Source organism: Rahnella rivi (genome assembly GCF_019049655.1).
GTDB classification, from domain to species: domain Bacteria; phylum Pseudomonadota; class Gammaproteobacteria; order Enterobacterales; family Enterobacteriaceae; genus Rahnella; species Rahnella rivi.
In genome coordinates this window covers 1-14,590 of record NZ_JAFMOX010000039.1, presented here as the reverse complement: position 1 = coordinate 14,590, position 14,590 = coordinate 1, and the positions used below count along the sequence as shown (strand labels likewise).

The 14,590-nt window shown below is 58.7% G+C and carries 13 protein-coding genes; 11 read left to right on the top strand and 2 right to left on the bottom strand.

Going from position 1 to position 14,590, the window contains the following annotated elements:
* Positions 1–189 precede the first annotated feature (189 nt).
* From yahO to J1779_RS01435, 4 genes are all read left to right on the top strand, one after another.
* A complete protein-coding gene (gene yahO, locus J1779_RS01450; RefSeq protein ID WP_056777315.1) occupies positions 190–468 on the top strand; it encodes a DUF1471 family periplasmic protein YahO in 279 nt (92 codons plus the stop codon).
* 203 nt (positions 469–671) lie between these two features.
* Entirely contained in the window at positions 672–1,670 is a 999-nt protein-coding gene (locus J1779_RS01445; protein ID WP_056777318.1) for an LLM class flavin-dependent oxidoreductase, read from the top strand.
* Between the two features lie 10 nt (positions 1,671–1,680).
* Positions 1,681–2,241, top strand: coding sequence for a GNAT family N-acetyltransferase (locus tag J1779_RS01440; protein WP_217202683.1), 561 nt, complete (start codon positions 1,681–1,683; stop codon positions 2,239–2,241).
* Positions 2,242–2,273: 32 nt separating this feature from the next.
* Positions 2,274–3,617, top strand: coding sequence for an LLM class flavin-dependent oxidoreductase (locus tag J1779_RS01435; protein ID WP_122095378.1), 1,344 nt, complete (start codon positions 2,274–2,276; stop codon positions 3,615–3,617).
* Positions 3,618–3,690: 73 nt separating this feature from the next.
* On the opposite strand, the gene J1779_RS01430 is transcribed toward J1779_RS01435, so the two are convergent.
* Positions 3,691–4,347, bottom strand: coding sequence for an FCD domain-containing protein (locus tag J1779_RS01430; RefSeq protein ID WP_056777328.1), 657 nt, complete (start codon positions 4,345–4,347; stop codon positions 3,691–3,693).
* Between the two features lie 188 nt (positions 4,348–4,535).
* On the opposite strand from J1779_RS01430, the gene J1779_RS01425 reads away from it, so the two are divergent.
* The 7 genes from J1779_RS01425 to J1779_RS01395 all read left to right on the top strand — a co-directional run bounded on the left by J1779_RS01425 (position 4,536) and on the right by J1779_RS01395 (position 12,073).
* Positions 4,536–6,029 carry an ABC transporter substrate-binding protein gene (locus J1779_RS01425; RefSeq protein ID WP_122095379.1) on the top strand — a complete coding sequence of 498 codons (1,494 nt, stop codon included), beginning with the start codon at positions 4,536–4,538 and terminating at the stop codon, positions 6,027–6,029.
* Positions 6,026–6,886, top strand: coding sequence for an ABC transporter permease (locus J1779_RS01420; protein ID WP_056777336.1), 861 nt, complete (start codon positions 6,026–6,028; stop codon positions 6,884–6,886). The genes J1779_RS01425 and J1779_RS01420 overlap by 4 nt, the downstream gene beginning before the upstream one ends.
* A gap of 1 nt (position 6,887) precedes the next feature.
* Complete coding sequence (locus J1779_RS01415) at positions 6,888–7,802, top strand: ABC transporter permease (protein ID WP_136375195.1); 915 nt, start codon at positions 6,888–6,890, stop codon at positions 7,800–7,802.
* A complete protein-coding gene (locus J1779_RS01410) occupies positions 7,799–9,181 on the top strand; it encodes a M20/M25/M40 family metallo-hydrolase (protein WP_217202682.1) in 1,383 nt (460 codons plus the stop codon). Before J1779_RS01415 ends, J1779_RS01410 begins: the two co-directional genes overlap by 4 nt.
* A 64-nt stretch (positions 9,182–9,245) precedes the next feature.
* Entirely contained in the window at positions 9,246–10,244 is a 999-nt protein-coding gene (locus J1779_RS01405) for a 1-aminocyclopropane-1-carboxylate deaminase/D-cysteine desulfhydrase (protein ID WP_217202693.1), read from the top strand.
* A gap of 1 nt (position 10,245) precedes the next feature.
* A complete protein-coding gene (locus tag J1779_RS01400) occupies positions 10,246–11,247 on the top strand; it encodes an ornithine cyclodeaminase (protein WP_217202681.1) in 1,002 nt (333 codons plus the stop codon).
* The gene (locus J1779_RS01395; protein WP_217202680.1) at positions 11,234–12,073 is read left to right on the top strand and encodes a sulfurtransferase; all 840 of its coding nucleotides are present in this window, start codon (positions 11,234–11,236) and stop codon (positions 12,071–12,073) included. The genes J1779_RS01400 and J1779_RS01395 overlap by 14 nt, the downstream gene beginning before the upstream one ends.
* Here J1779_RS01395 and J1779_RS01390 read toward each other — a convergent pair.
* Complete coding sequence (locus tag J1779_RS01390) at positions 12,070–13,698, bottom strand: dipeptide ABC transporter ATP-binding protein (RefSeq protein ID WP_217202679.1); 1,629 nt, start codon at positions 13,696–13,698, stop codon at positions 12,070–12,072. The genes J1779_RS01395 and J1779_RS01390 overlap by 4 nt on opposite strands.
* Positions 13,699–14,590 lie beyond the last annotated feature (892 nt).

Genomic DNA, 14,590 nt, shown 5'->3' with positions numbered 1-14,590 from the left:
CTGAAACAGAGCGGGAAGCATTTAAAATTTTAGTTTTGCATTGAAATTACTCACAACGTCATCTACACCTTAGTGAGGTGTGAACCTGTTGTTTACAGACGGGTTTATTACTTAACAGGGTTATTATAAACAGGCGTAGGGCTAGCCAGGTTTCGTCAATTACTGGGCAATTCTCAATCTGAGGCTGACATGAAAAAATACAATGTATTGCTGGCTGTGGCTTTGACGGCGTTTATCTCTTCCAGTGCTTTTTCCGCAGAACTGATGAAGAAAGTGGATTTTGAAAAAGTGGCGTCTGAATACACCAAAGTGGGTTCAGTGACGACGTCCAATAAAACCTCTCAGTCCGGCGCTATCGAAGACCTGTCGAAAAAAGCCGATAAAAAAGGCGGTGACGTCTTCGTTTTAACCTCCGGCAATACCAATAATAAGATCCACGGTACTGCGGACGTTTATAAGAAAAAGTGATTTTTAAACGTTAAAACCGGTTTTCTTAACATGCCCATTTCATGATGGGCATGTTATTTTTTGCGTCTTATGAAATATTCCCCGCCAGTCTGCTTTCTAATCTCATTTCCCGCACTTAAATAGCAACTATTGTTGTTTTACATCCCTTCCCCCTGAATCCAATAATCCTTGTTAACAACCTGTTTCGAAAACAAGGGAAAGCGATGGGATACCGTTTAAGTTTGCTGGAAAAAAGTCCGCTGGATGACCACGAAGATGCGGCCGGTGCGCTCAGACGCACGCTGGAACTGGCGCAAAAAGCCGAACGCTGGGGCTATCACCGGTTCTGGCTGGCCGAGCATCACAATACGGACAAACTGGCGATCTCCTCGCCTGAAATTGTCATCGCCTGGATCCTGGCGCATACCCGGCAACTGCGGGTCGGTTCCGGGGGCGTGATGCTGCAACACTACAGCCCGTTCAAGGTGGCGGAGAATTTCAATCAGCTGGCCTCGCTGGCGCCGGGACGTGTTGATCTCGGTATCGGCAAAGCGCCGGGCGGATTGCCACTTTCCACCCACGCGTTGCAGTACGCCGTCGATCCTGCCCGTAAAGGCGATTTTGCCGAACAGCTTCGCCAGCTGGATGACTGGCTGTCGGTGCCGGTCAGAGGGCATGGCGATGACCGCCTGTCTGTGACGCCGCAACCGCCGCAGCCTGCCTCACGCTTTTTGCTGGGTGCCAGTGAGCAAAGCGCGCGGCTGGCGGCGAGCCTCGGCTGGAACTTCGTTTTCGCCGCCCATCTGAATGCCGACGAGCGCGATATTTCCCGCGCCCTTTCCGCCTATTCGCATGACAGCAACGGCAGGCGCGCCCTGCTGGCCGTGCCGGTGATCGTGGCCGACACGGCGGCGAAAGCGGCCAGCCTGGTGGATAACAGCCAGCGATATCGCGTGACCGGCAGCGACGGTCAGAGCGTCAACGTCGGCAGTCTGGAACAGGCCGAGCTGTACGCGCGCCAGTCGGACGCCGCGTCTCATGAAATTGAAGAGCGCAAATCCGCCGTGCTGCACGGCACCGGCGAGGAGGTCCATCAGCAACTGGAGGCGTTGCAGGCGAAATACGGCATTGAGGAATTTGTGATAGATACCCCGCTGGCACAGCCGCAGGCGCGCCTGCGTTCTCTCGAATTACTCGCCACGTCCAGCGTGGCGCTGGCCTGAGGATCTGAACATGAGCCAAGGTATTCGTCTTGCCCGTGAGTCCGACGCAGCAGCCCTGCACTGCCTGCTGCAAAAGGCCTACGCGCCGCTTCTCGAGCACAATATTCACTTCACCATTACCCGCGCCAGCGTGGAAGACGTGCGGCAGGTTATCCGCAGTGAAACCACTTATGTTTTGGAAACCGATGCCGGACTGACCGCCACCCTGACCACCCGCTTTCCGTGGACACCGGCAAAAAATCATCTCGCCCCCTGGCCTTTTGTGCACTGGTTCGCGGTGGCCGAACAGGCGAAGGGCCAGGGTTTTGGCCGCGAAATTATCCGTCACGTCGAAGAAACGTTTTTACGCGATACGCTGAAATCCCCCGCCGTGTATCTGGCTACGGCGATCAGACACCCGTGGCTGACAGATCTCTATTTGCGCCGTGGCTACGAGCCGTTTCATACCGCGACCAATGCGCTGGGCGTCGAGCTAGTGTATCTGCGTAAAATTCTCGATCAGCAGGCATTCGACGTACAGGAAAATAAGCCACAGGTTCGTTCACTCACTGAATTACGCGCGCCGGTTTAGCGCCGCCCGGTTAAATCAATAAGGAATTCACAATGAGCCACAATAAATACCTTCGTCTGGGTGCCATTATTCAGGGCGCATCGGGAAATATGTCGGCGTGGCGACACCCTGACGCTGTCGCCGACGCCAGTATTAATATTCAGTTCTGCCAGCAATTAGCGCAAAAAGCCGAACAGGCTAAATTTGATTTCTTATTTGTTGCCGACGGGCTTTTTATTACTGAGAAATCTATCCCGCATTTTCTTAACCGTTTTGAGCCGATTACCCTGCTTTCGGCGCTGTCGCTGGTCACCGATAAAATTGGTCTGGTGGCGACCCTTTCAACGTCCTACAGCGAGCCGTTCACCGTCGCACGTCAGTTTGCCAGCCTCGATCATCTGAGCGGTGGCCGGGCGGGCTGGAACGTCGTCACCTCCCCGCTGGAAGGCTCGGCCAAAAACTTCTCCCGTGACAAACACCCGGAGCACGACGAACGTTACCGCATCGCCAGTGAGTACGTCAGCGTGGTGAAAGGGCTGTGGGATTCGTGGGAAAAGGATGCGTTCGTGCGTAACAAAGCCAGCGGCGAATTCTTCGCTTCCGAAAAATTACACACGCTGAATCATCAGGGAAAATACTTCTCGGTGCAGGGCCCGCTCAACGTCGGGCGCTCACCGCAAGGCCGTCCGGTGGTATTTCAGGCCGGCGCGTCCGAACAGGGCAAAGCCTTTGCCGCCGAAGCGGCTGACGCGATTTATACCCGTCAGGAAACGCCTGAACTGGCCCGCGCATTCCGCGAGGATGTCCGCCGTCAGCTGGTGGAAAATGGCCGCAACGCCGACGATATCCGCGTGTTCCAGGGCATCAGCGTGATTATCGGTGACACGGTCAGCGAGGCTGAGCGCCAGTATCAGGAAACCGCGCAGTTAGTGACGCTGGAAAGCGCGCTGGATTACCTCGGGCGTTACTTTGAGCATTACGATTTCAGCCAGCACGACCCCGACGCGCCCTTCCCGGACATCGGCGATCTGGGCCAGAACAGCTTTCGCAGCACCACCGACGAAATCAAACGCAATGCGCACGCACGCGGGCTGACACTGCGTCAGGCGGCACTGGAAGCCGCCACGCCACGCCCGACGTTCCTTGGCACGCCTGCGGATGTCGCCGACGGACTGGAACACTGGTTTACCTCCGGCGCCACTGACGGCTTTATCGTGCGCGGCGGCACGCCGACGGCATTTGACGTCTTTGCCGACCAGGTGATCCCGCTGTTACAGGCCCGCGGGGTGTACCGCACGGAGTATGAAGGGAAGACGCTGAGGGAAAATCTGGGGTTAGCCGAGCCGGAAAACCAGTTTGCGGCGCAGGCCGCACAAGAGGAAATTGCCACCGCGTAAGGTGCAGCCAGACAGGTGATCACCGTCCTGTCTGGCTTTTGTTTATTCCCACCACCCGTTTATGCCCAGCCTCTCAGAAATAGTGCTTTTCCAGAATGGCAGAACCGTCATCAATGGATTTATGAATCAGTTTCACGCAGCGTTTGCTGTCACCCGCCTCTAACGCCAGCAGCAGCTGATCGTAATTGTGCTGGCCCTGTGCCATGTGCGCCGATTGCGGATAGAGATAGTTAAAACACGGACCGATTTGCACCCAAAGTTGTTCAATCAGCGCCGTCAGCGTCGGCATACCGGCGATGTCATACAGCGCAAAACGAAACTCGCGGTTAGCCTGTAACGCCTCTTCCACGTTATTCACCACTTTCGCCGCCATAAATTGGGCATTCAGCGTTTTCAGCTGCGTCAGGCAGGCTGGCGTTGCCCGCTCGCAGGCCTGAGACACCGCCAGACCTTCGAGATTTTTACGGATCAGCGTGATTTCCTGATAACGCGTCAGCGCGATTTTAGGCACCAGAAATGCCTGCGCGGGCGTGGCATCCAGCGCGCCCGCAGACACCAGCCGCAGCAGTGCCTCGCGCACCGGCGTGACGCTGGTGCCCAGTTGCGCCGCAATCTCTTTCGTGACCAGACGCGCGCCGGGCTTGAGGATGCCGACGATCAGCGCCCCTTTCAGTTTGGCTTCGACCTGCATGGTTAAACTGACACGCTGCGCTTTTTCCATCTCAAACATGTGACATTTTCCTTTAGCAAAAATATGGCTTTTCTTTTGCGGTTTAATCCGTAGCTTGCCAAAAATACATTATATAGGATATATCATGTATTGAGGAGTTGAACATTGCTTGTACGTTTTCTGTGACGCCGGACGTCACGTTAATTCCGTCAACTTTGCTGGCGGCTTCACTTTGGGAATGACCGTAGATGAAAATACCTGCCTTTAAGCTGGCTTCGCTGGCTGTGTTGATGAGCCTCATGACGCCGGTAGCCTTCGCTTCCGAACTGGTGATTGCCCAGACAACGTCCGCAACCGCGATGGATCCCGGTTTCCTTAAAGAGCCTGCCACGCTGGTAGACAACCTGTTTGACACGCTGGTGCTGCGCGATGCCAACATGCAGTTGCAGCCGGGTCTGGCCACCGCATGGAAAGCCCTCGATGACACCACCTGGTCGTTTACCCTTCGCCCCGGTGTAACATTTTCTGACGGCGAACCGGTCAATGCGCAGGCGGTGAAATTTTCTATCGATCGCATTCTCGATCCGGCCAATCACTCACCGACCATTTCGTATATCCGCACGATAAAATCCGTTGAAGTCAGCGGCGATCTTGAAGTGAAAATTCATACCACCGGCCCGGATCCGCTGCTGCCAACCCGCATGAGTCGCTACCCGACCTACATTGTACCGCCAGCTTACGTCACAAAAGTAGGGGCGGCTGAATTTGCCCGCAAACCCGTGGGTTCCGGCGCGTATATTCTGAAAGAATTTGTTCCGGATGAAAAAGTCGTGATGCAGGCCAATGCGGATTACTGGCGCGGCAAGCCCGCAATCGATACCGTCACCTGGCGTCCGATCCCGGAAGCCACCGCGCGCATTACCGCCCTGCTGACCGGTGAAGTTCAGCTGGTGGATGGCGTACCGGCTGATCTGGTGCCAGCGCTGAAAAACAAGCCGGGCGTTCATCTCGAACAGGTTAAAAACGGCGGGCTCACAATCTATCTCGGGCTGAAGAACGATCAGAAACCGCTTAACGACGTGCGCGTGCGTCAGGCGCTGTCACTGGCACTGAACCGCACCGCGTATACCCGCGATCTGCTGCACGGATTTGGCACGCCGACCGGCACCATGGCCGGGCCGAAAGATTTCGGTTATCAGGCGATACCCGCCCCGGCGCAGGATATCGCGAAGGCGAAATCCTTGCTGAGCGAAGCCGGTTACCCGCAGGGATTCACCCTGCGCTTCCAGGCGCCGCGCCGTTACATTGCCAGCGCCGACGTGGCACAGGCCATCGTGCAGGATCTGGCCGCCATCGGGGTGAAAGCCGAGCTGGAAGTGCCGGAGTGGTCGGTTTACACCCAGCAGGTTGCCGCACAAAAACAGGCACCGATGTACATGCTGGCGTGGGGTTCAACGCAAACGCTTGATGCCGACGCTGCGCTTTACCCCATTCTGCATTCCGGCGAACCCTATTCGACCGTCAGCTCACCGGAGCTGGATGCCTTACTCAACAGCAGCCGCCTGACCGTCGATCCGGCCCGCCGTGAGAAAATCCTGCAACAGATTCAGGACGTGGTGGCGCAGCAGCAACCGCTGATCCCGCTGTACAAAGAAGATGCGTTGTACGCGAGTGCTGACAACCTCACCTTCAGCGGCCGCGCCGATGCCCGTATCCCGCTGTTTGATCTGAGGCTCAAATGATTTCACCGCGACAGGCTTTGCTGAGAAAACCCCGTCGCCGTTTTTACGGTGACGGCGTCCTCGGCGGACTATTGCTCCTGCTGGTGATCGTCCCGGCGCTGCTCGCGCCGTGGCTTCCTCTGCCCGATCCGCTGATTAACGATCTGGCAGCGGCGTTCTCGCCTCCCGGCAGTTCGGGCTCCGCGGGCGCGCACTGGCTGGGCACCGATCAGCTGGGTCGCGACCTTCTTTCCCGCATTCTCTCCGGCACCCGCCTCTCGCTGATGGTGGTGATGCTGGCGGCGGTGATCGCTGCGCTGATCGGTTCCGCACTCGGCATGATCGCCGGTTACGTCGGGGGCTGGCTGGACGCGGTGATCATGCGCCTGATGGATATTCAGCTCGCCGTGCCGTTCATCCTGCTGATCCTGCTGGTGATGGCGCTGTTTGGCGCAACGCTCAGCAACATTATCGTGATCATGGGCGTCACCAGCTGGGCGATTTACGCCCGCGTGGCACGGGCAAAAACGCTGGAAATCCGCGAACTGGAGTACATCGAATCCGTGAAAGCGATGGGCTTCTCCACGCCGCGTATTTTGCTGCGCCACGTGTTACCCAATCTGATGACGCCGCTTATCGTGCTGCTGACGCTGGATATTCCCCGGCTGATTGTGCTGGAAGCGTCAATTGGCTTTCTCGGCATGGGCATTCAGCCTCCGACGCCGACCCTTGGCAATCTGATCGGCGAAGGCCGTTCTTACATGCTGCTGGCGCAGTGGCTGGTGCTGTATCCCGGCCTGGTGATTGCCGCGCTGGTGATCGGCTGCAATTTGCTCGGCGACAGTCTGCTGCGCAAAACCCACACGAGGCTCGACTGATATGTTGCGCTATATCCTGCACCGCCTCGCCCAATCCGTTCTGGTGATGTTCGGCGTGTCACTGCTGATTTTTTACAGCCTGCATCTGACCGGCGATCCGGCTGCCGTCATGATGCCACCCGGTTCCAGTCAGCAGGAGATGGAGAATTTTCGTCACAGCATGGGCTTTGACCGGTCACTGACCTGGCAATACTGGCATTACCTGACCGGCGTGCTGCAGGGCGATATGGGTGAATCGCTGCGCTACAGCCAGCCGGTCACCGAACTGATTTCCCAGCGCGTACCGGCGACATTACTGCTCGCCGTCACCGCGCTGGCCTGGAGCACGCTGGCCGGTTTACTGCTCGGGATCCTCAGTGCGCTTCGTCAAAACACGCTGTGGGATCTGTTCGCCCGCCTGCTGGCGTTCAGCGGGCAGGCCGTGCCGGTGTTCTGGCTCGGCTTATTGCTGATCATCGTGTTCAGCCTGAATTTACGCTGGCTGCCCTCCGGCGGCTACGGCAGCGCCAGCCAGCTGGTGATGCCCGCACTGAGCCTTGGCGCGTATTACATGAGCGCCATTGCCCGCCTGATCCGCGCCAGCCTGATAGACGTTTTACAGCAGGATTATATCCGCACAGCGCGCGCCAAAGGGCTGAGTCAGTGGCGGGTCGTGGTGCGCCACGGGTTACGCAATGCGCTGATCCCGGTGATCACCGTTCAGGGCATGTATTTTGCGTCACTGCTCGGCGGCGCGCTGGTCACGGAAATCATTTTTGCCTGGCCGGGGATTGGCCGCCTGGCGGTACAGGCGATCCAGAACCGTGATTTCCCGCTGGTGCAGGCCATCGTGCTGCTGGCCGCGCTGGTGTTTGTCGGCATCAATCTGATTATCGATCTGCTTTATGTCGTGCTTAATCCGAGGATTCGCCTGTGACTGTTGAGATCCCTGCTGAACTGCAACCCACCCTGGCCGTCCTGTCCGCCATTACGCCGTTTGCCAGCGTAGCCGGGCGAATTGATGAGCAACGCGAACTTGCCCGCTGGCTGGAAGCCTGGATCATCCGCGAGCTGGGCGGCACGCCGGTTATCACCGTCAGCCAGCAATCGTCAGGCGACGCGCCGCCGCTGGTGCATCTGCGCATCGACATGCAGGCCGCGAAAACGCTGGTGCTCTACAACATGTATGACGTCATGCCCGCCGGACCGGAAGGCTGGGAGCACCCGCCGTTCAGCGGCGGATTCAGTGACTGGCCGGGCATTGGCGCCGTCTTTGTCGCGCGCGGAGCCGAAAACAACAAAGGCCCGCTGGCGGGGATGCTGACGGCCATCAAATCCCTGCGCGATAGCGGTGCCCTGCGGGTCAATCTGGAGATCATTCTTGAAGGTGAGGAAGAGACGGGCAGCGGGCATTTACGCCGCTATCTGGCACAAACACCCTGCCCGGTGGCGCCCGCTGACGCGGTATTTTTCCCCTCGCTGTGCGAATACGGCGGCGGCGAACCGCGGGTTTACCTCGGTTTCAGCGGGCTGAGCGGCGGCAGAATTGAAGTCAACGCGGGCAAATGGGGCGGCCCTCATGCGGCAATCCATGCCAGCAATGCCAACTGGATCGCCAACCCCATCTGGCACCTGGTGAACGCCCTGCATGCCATTGCGCCCGCCAAAGACAACGGCGTGATGGCGCGACGACAGACCGACGAACAGGCGACCCGCCTGCTGACCACCCTCGCCGCCCGGTTCAGCATCGAAGACGAACTGCGCTTTCGCCGCAGCGAAAAACTGTCCGTACACGGCGATACGCTTGCCTGCCTGCAACAGCTGATTAACGGCGCGGTGCTGAACATTTCCGAAATCCGCAGCGATCCGTCCGATGCGCGCGGCGTGATCCCGCACCGTGCCAGCGCCGAATTTGCGCTGCGGGTGCCGCCCGGCATCGACGGGGAAAGCCTGCTTAACGACATCAGGGAAACCCTGTCGCGCCCGGAATTCAGCGGCGTGACGCTGACGCTGGACGACAGCTATCCCGGCCACCGCTTCCCGCGCGAAAGTGCCGGGGTGGACGCGCTGCTCGCCAGCTATCAGGCGCAGGGTGCCACGCCGCAAATCTGGCCCTGGGCGCCCGGCTGCGCGCCCGCCTACACCTTTGCGCACGTGTCCGAAGCCTTTTTGATTGGCGGCCTCGGCCACGGTGGCAACGCCCACGGCGTCAATGAATTCGTCACCCTGCGCGGGCTGGCACGGTTTCAGCAATCCGTCACCGACTGGATACATTTCTTCAGCAACGACACCTCTTTTTCAACGGTGACGGAGTGATCTCCGCCGCTGTTTTGCGTCAACTCCCGGGAAAGTTTTAAAAAATAATCAGCAGGAAAATATGATGAAACAAGCAGATGATTTTGAACGTGTTCCACTGGGGTTTTTCCCCACACCTCTCGAGCGTCTGGCCTCGCTCAGTAACTCGCTTGGCATCACGCTCGACATCAAACGTGATGATTACACTGGCTTTGGCGGCGGTGGCAACAAAGTCCGTAAGCTGGAGTATCTGATGGCTGACGCCTGCCGCAAGCAGGTCAAGGTGGTCATCACCACCGGCGGCCATCAGTCCAACCATGCCCGCATGGTGGCGGCGGCGGCACGTAAGTTCGGCATGAAACCGGTGCTGGTGCTGCGTGGCGACGCGCCGCAGAGTTATCAGGGCAACCTGTTGCTCGATAAGCTGTTTGGCGCGGAGCTGGAGTTCCTCGACCCCGAGGGCTATTTCAGCCAGATTGAAGGCGCCATGAACGCCCACGCGGCGGCGGCAGAAGCCCGTGGCGAGAAAGCGCTGATCATTCCGCTCGGCGGTGCCACGCCGCTCGGCGCACTGGGCTACGTGCGCGCGGTCGAAGAGATGGATGCTCAGCTTAAAGAGCGCAATCAGCCACCGCCGCAGGTGATCGTCGCCCCCACCGGCTCCGGCGGCACTCTGGCCGGATTGTACGTCGGTGCACGTAAATACTGGCCTGACACCCGCATCGTCGGCATCAGCGTCAGTGCTAAGGCCGAATGGTTCCGCACACGTATATCCGCCATGGCGCAGGATTGCGCCGATCTGCTCGAATGGCCGCAACGCTGGACTCCCGACGATATCTGGATTGAGGATGAGTACGTCGGTACAGCCTATGGCGTGCCGTCCGCCGGGGGGATTGACGCCATTTACCGTGTCGCGCAGGAAGAAGGCCTGCTGCTGGATCCGGTCTATACCGGCAAGGCCATGCACGGCCTGATCGGTCTGGTGGAACAAGGCAAAATTAAAGCCGGTGCCACGGTGATTTTCGTCCACTGCGGCGGTTCACCGGCGCTCTATCCCTTTGCCCAAACGCTGCTGGAGCACTGAAATGACGGAGGGTTTTCGCTATCTGAGCCGGCAGGACGTCATCTCGCTCGGCGGTACGCTGGCACAGGCGGCGCTGGATGATGTCTGTGACGTTGTCACGCTAATGCGCCACCACGACGCCGAAATGCCTGCGGAAACCCATGTCAGCCTCACCGGCCAGCGTGGCAAAGCCTATGCATTACCGGCGCGGGTCGGCGGGCGTTTTAATGCCGCAGGCGTGAAATGGACCGCCCACCGGCCAGACGCACAGGACAATCTGCCGCAGGCAATGGCGCTCACGCTTGTCAGCCGGGCGGATAACGGACTGCCGCTCGGGCTGGTGGAAAGTGGTGCGCTGACCGCCACCCGCACGGCGGCCGTGAGCGCACTTGCCCTGCGTCACGCCGCGCCGCGCACCGTGCAGCGCGTGCTGCTGCTGGGGGCTGGCGTTCAGGCGATGGCACATCTGGATATGCTGCGTCAGCTGTTCGGCAATTTGCTGGAAGTCAGCTGGTGGGATCGCCGCCAGCGCAGTTTGCCGCTCGATAGCGCGTCTTTACCGTGGCCGCTGGTCAACGTCGAAAATTTGCAGGAGGCGCTCAGCCGGGATATTGACGCAGTCATCACCTGCACCAGCGCCGCAGAACCTCTGCTGGAAGCTGAGGCGATGCGCCCCGGACGGCTGGTGATCCAGGTCGGCTATCACGAAGTCAGTTTTGCCGCCATCCGCTGCGCCAGCCGCGTGGTGGTGGATTTATGGGGTGATTTCTGCGAAACCAGTGCCAAAAGTCTGTTCCAGATGTACCGCGCCGGTGAATTCAGCAGGGAGCGGGTGGATGCAGATTTAGGCAGCCTGCTGCTCGACGGCTGGCGGCCTGCCGCCGGGGACAGCGTCTATTTTTCCTCTTTTGGCCTTAACGTGTTCGATATCGCCCTGGCCTCGCGGGTCCTGCGGCTGGCCGCTGAACGCGATACCGGCACCCTGTTACCGTTTTTCCCGGAGTCCCCCCATGCCCCTGAATAATTCCCTGCTGATCGGTGCGGCTGAACTGCGCGCCCGTCTGGCGCAGGGCGAGTTATTTGCGCTGATTGACGTCCGTGAACGGGCGCAATGGCAGCAGGCCACCCTGCCTGATGCCTGCCATCTCAACGTATACGACTATTTTATTCCTGACAGCAGCGACGAAGGGATCGTCAGCATGGCTCACGCTTTTTATCGCGCGTGGCAGACGCTGCTCATCGGTGACAACGTCACTCCGGTTTTTTTCGAGCAACAGGTGGGCATGCGCTCGCCACGGGGCGTCTGGTTCACGCAGTTTACCGGCATTTCGGGAGCGTTACTGCTCGACGGCGGTGTCGATGCCTGGGTGCAGGCCGGTGGCGCGCTGCTGCCCGGACAGGGTTTGCAGGCTGAAATCAGCGCACAACACCCTGACTTTTCACCCGCTCCCATAATGCAGAAATGCCTCGCCGCCACGCGGGCTGACGTGCTGGCAGCCGCGCAACACCATACGCAGATTGTCGATGCCCGCAGGCAAAGCGAGTATTCCGGCGAGTTTGCCCATGAATGCTGTCACCGCGCCGGGCGTATTCCGGGCGCCACACTGCTGTTTTGGGAGGATGTGATACAGGACGGTCAGTTTCTGGCAGCCGGTAAGCTTCGTCAGCGTGCTGAAAAAGCCGGGATTTCACCCAATCGCCGCGCCATTATTTATTGCCACCGTGGCGCGCGGGCTGCCACGGTGTATGTCGCGCTTCAGCTGGCGGGTTATCAGCATCTGGCGATTTATGTCGGCTCCTGGCATGAATGGGCTGAACATGATGAATTGCCGATGCTGGCCGGTTTCTAGCTGGCTTTACGCAGTTGCAGCGCCTGCACAATATCCGGCGCCGCGGCCAGCAGCTGGCGGGTATAGGGGTGTTTCGGCGCGACAAGCACCTCGCCGGTGGTGCCGCTTTCCACCACTTTTCCGTGATACAGCACCACCACGCGATCGCAGACCTGCTTCACGGCAGCCAGATCATGACTGATAAACAACACGGTCAGCCCCAGCTGTTCACGCAGTCTGTCCAGCAGCGCCAGTATTTGCCCGCGAACCGATAAATCCAGTGCCGAAACGGCTTCATCCGCGACCAGTAACTCCGGTTCCAGCGCCAGCGCACGGGCAATCGCCACGCGCTGACGCTGCCCACCGGAAAACGCACCGGGCAAGCGGCTGGCGTGATGCGCTTCCAGCCCGACCAGTTTGAGCAACTCCGCCACCCTTGCCTGAATCTGCCCCGCCGGACGTAATTTATAGACCCGCAGCGGCTCGGCGATTTGCTCACCAATGGTCATTTTCGGGTTCAGGCTGGCATAGGGATCCTGAAAGATAATTTGCGCACGGCGACGCATTTTCTGCCGGATGGCCTGGCTGGCGAGGGTCAGGGATACGCCGTCAAATTCGATATCGCCGCTGTCGGTGTCAATCAGCCCCATAATCGCCCGCCCCAGCGTCGTTTTACCGGAACCGGATTCCCCGATAAGCCCGAGAATTTCGCCACGGCGGATATCCAGCGTGGTGGGGAACAGCACCGTCTGGCGTTTAGCGGCAACAAAAGGCAGAGAGCGGGTTTGCGCATAACTTTTGGTCAGCGCGTGCAGCCGGATAAGCGGTGCTTCATCGCTTATCTGTGCGCCTGCCGGACGCGCCTGCGGTTGTGAGGCGGCAATCAGTTTGCGGGTATAAGGTTCCTGCGGCGCGGTCAGCAACTGCCCGACCGGCCCCTGCTCGACCAGGTTTCCCTGATGCATGACATATGCGCGGTCGGCGTAGCGGGCAACGATGCTTAAATCGTGAGTAATCAGCAGGATCCCCATTTCCATTTCCTGTTGCAGTTCCTGCAACAACGCGAGGATTTGCGCCTGAATGGTGACGTCCAGCGCGGTGGTGGGCTCATCGGCAATCAGCAGACGGGGTTTAGAGCTGATGGCGCTGGCGATCATCACCCGCTGGCGCATCCCGCCGGAAAGCTGATGAATATACTGCTTCGCCCGCTGCTCGGGGTTAACGATGCCCACGCGATCCAGCAAGGCAACCGCGTCGCGATGCGCCTGTTTCCAGCCAATCTGCTGATGGCGAACCAGCACTTCCGCGATCTGCTCCCCGACTTTCAGCACCGGATTCATGCTGGTCATCGGCTCCTGAAATATCATCGCCAGTTCTTTGCCGCGCACTGGCGCATCGTAAGGCACATCCGGGCTGGCAATACGTTTATCCTCCAGCCAGATTTCGCCCCCGCTCATCAACACGCCGGGCGGCAACAACCCCATCAGCGCCAGCGAACTGAGGGTTTTCCCCGAGCCTGATTCCCCCACCAGCGCCACTATTTCGCGTCTGTTCACCTGAAAGGAAACAGGATTTACCAGCGGGATCCCTGAATCGGTATGAATCGCAAGACTGCGGATATCGAGAAGCGTTGTGGATGGGGTCATAACGGGGTTTCCTGGGTGGAAAGTGAGCATAGAGGATATATCGTATATTGTTGAGGGGCAACAGGTAGCCATGCTGGTGTTGTCTTAAGGTCAAATTCAAATTCAAGACCGTGGGTTGCCACCCACACCGGCCTTAAGGTCAACACCGTGGGTTGCCACCCACACCGACTTGGGGGGCGGCGGCTATTCCACGCGTTGTAACACGACCATTTTAGGGCCTGGTGAAAATTTCGGTTTCTCACGTGCGGTGATCGCTCAGCGGCTGTCGCCGAAACCGCCCAAAAGGGGCCAGGACGGGCCCCTCTTGGATCTCCCACGTCTTTTTTACTGCGCGCTGCCGCTCGCGGGCTACTTTCCAGCAGCTCCGGCTATTGCCGCAAAATCCCGCCGCTACGCGGTGCCCTCCGGTCGGGTTACAACCCGCGCAAAAAAACGCGCGGTTTTCCACCACTCCCTACGGCGTGATTTTTGAGCGCGGCCAAGGGCTATGTAATTCGAATGATTATTGAGTGCGGCTAATGGCTATGTAATTCAAATGATTATTGAGACTTAATTTTTTGATTTATCTTTGATTTATAAAGTCGAAAACGGTGAGGTTGTGCTTTAAGAAGCCTCTGGCCGCGCTCAAAACGACGTCGAATGAACGGTGAGAAACCGCGAGGGTATTTTCCGAGCGGGTCCGAACCTGAAATGAGAGGACCGCGCAGCGGCGGCGTTTGCGGCAATAGGAGGAGCCCCTGAAACATAGCCAGCAAGCGACAGCGCGCAGTGAAAAGAGCCCGGGGTTCTTAGGGGTGGCGGCGATAAGCCACCCCTAAGGCCGGTGTGGGTGGCAACCCACGGTCTTGACCTTGAAGTTGAACTTGAAGCACAGGATAAAACCCCCCTGTTT

What these genes read in the sequence shown, in the direction of transcription:
- yahO (WP_056777315.1), top strand. Translation starts at nt 190, where the DNA reads ATGAAAAAATACAATGTATTGCTGGCTGTGGCTTTGACGGCGTTTATC.
- J1779_RS01445 (WP_056777318.1), top strand. Translation starts at nt 672, where the DNA reads ATGGGATACCGTTTAAGTTTGCTGGAAAAAAGTCCGCTGGATGACCAC.
- J1779_RS01440 (WP_217202683.1), top strand. Translation starts at nt 1,681, where the DNA reads ATGAGCCAAGGTATTCGTCTTGCCCGTGAGTCCGACGCAGCAGCCCTG.
- J1779_RS01435 (WP_122095378.1), top strand. Translation starts at nt 2,274, where the DNA reads ATGAGCCACAATAAATACCTTCGTCTGGGTGCCATTATTCAGGGCGCA.
- J1779_RS01430 (WP_056777328.1), bottom strand. Translation starts at nt 4,347, where the DNA reads ATGTTTGAGATGGAAAAAGCGCAGCGTGTCAGTTTAACCATGCAGGTC.
- J1779_RS01425 (WP_122095379.1), top strand. Translation starts at nt 4,536, where the DNA reads ATGAAAATACCTGCCTTTAAGCTGGCTTCGCTGGCTGTGTTGATGAGC.
- J1779_RS01420 (WP_056777336.1), top strand. Translation starts at nt 6,026, where the DNA reads ATGATTTCACCGCGACAGGCTTTGCTGAGAAAACCCCGTCGCCGTTTT.
- J1779_RS01415 (WP_136375195.1), top strand. Translation starts at nt 6,888, where the DNA reads ATGTTGCGCTATATCCTGCACCGCCTCGCCCAATCCGTTCTGGTGATG.
- J1779_RS01405 (WP_217202693.1), top strand. Translation starts at nt 9,246, where the DNA reads ATGAAACAAGCAGATGATTTTGAACGTGTTCCACTGGGGTTTTTCCCC.
- J1779_RS01400 (WP_217202681.1), top strand. Translation starts at nt 10,246, where the DNA reads ATGACGGAGGGTTTTCGCTATCTGAGCCGGCAGGACGTCATCTCGCTC.
- J1779_RS01395 (WP_217202680.1), top strand. Translation starts at nt 11,234, where the DNA reads ATGCCCCTGAATAATTCCCTGCTGATCGGTGCGGCTGAACTGCGCGCC.
- J1779_RS01390 (WP_217202679.1), bottom strand. Translation starts at nt 13,698, where the DNA reads ATGACCCCATCCACAACGCTTCTCGATATCCGCAGTCTTGCGATTCAT.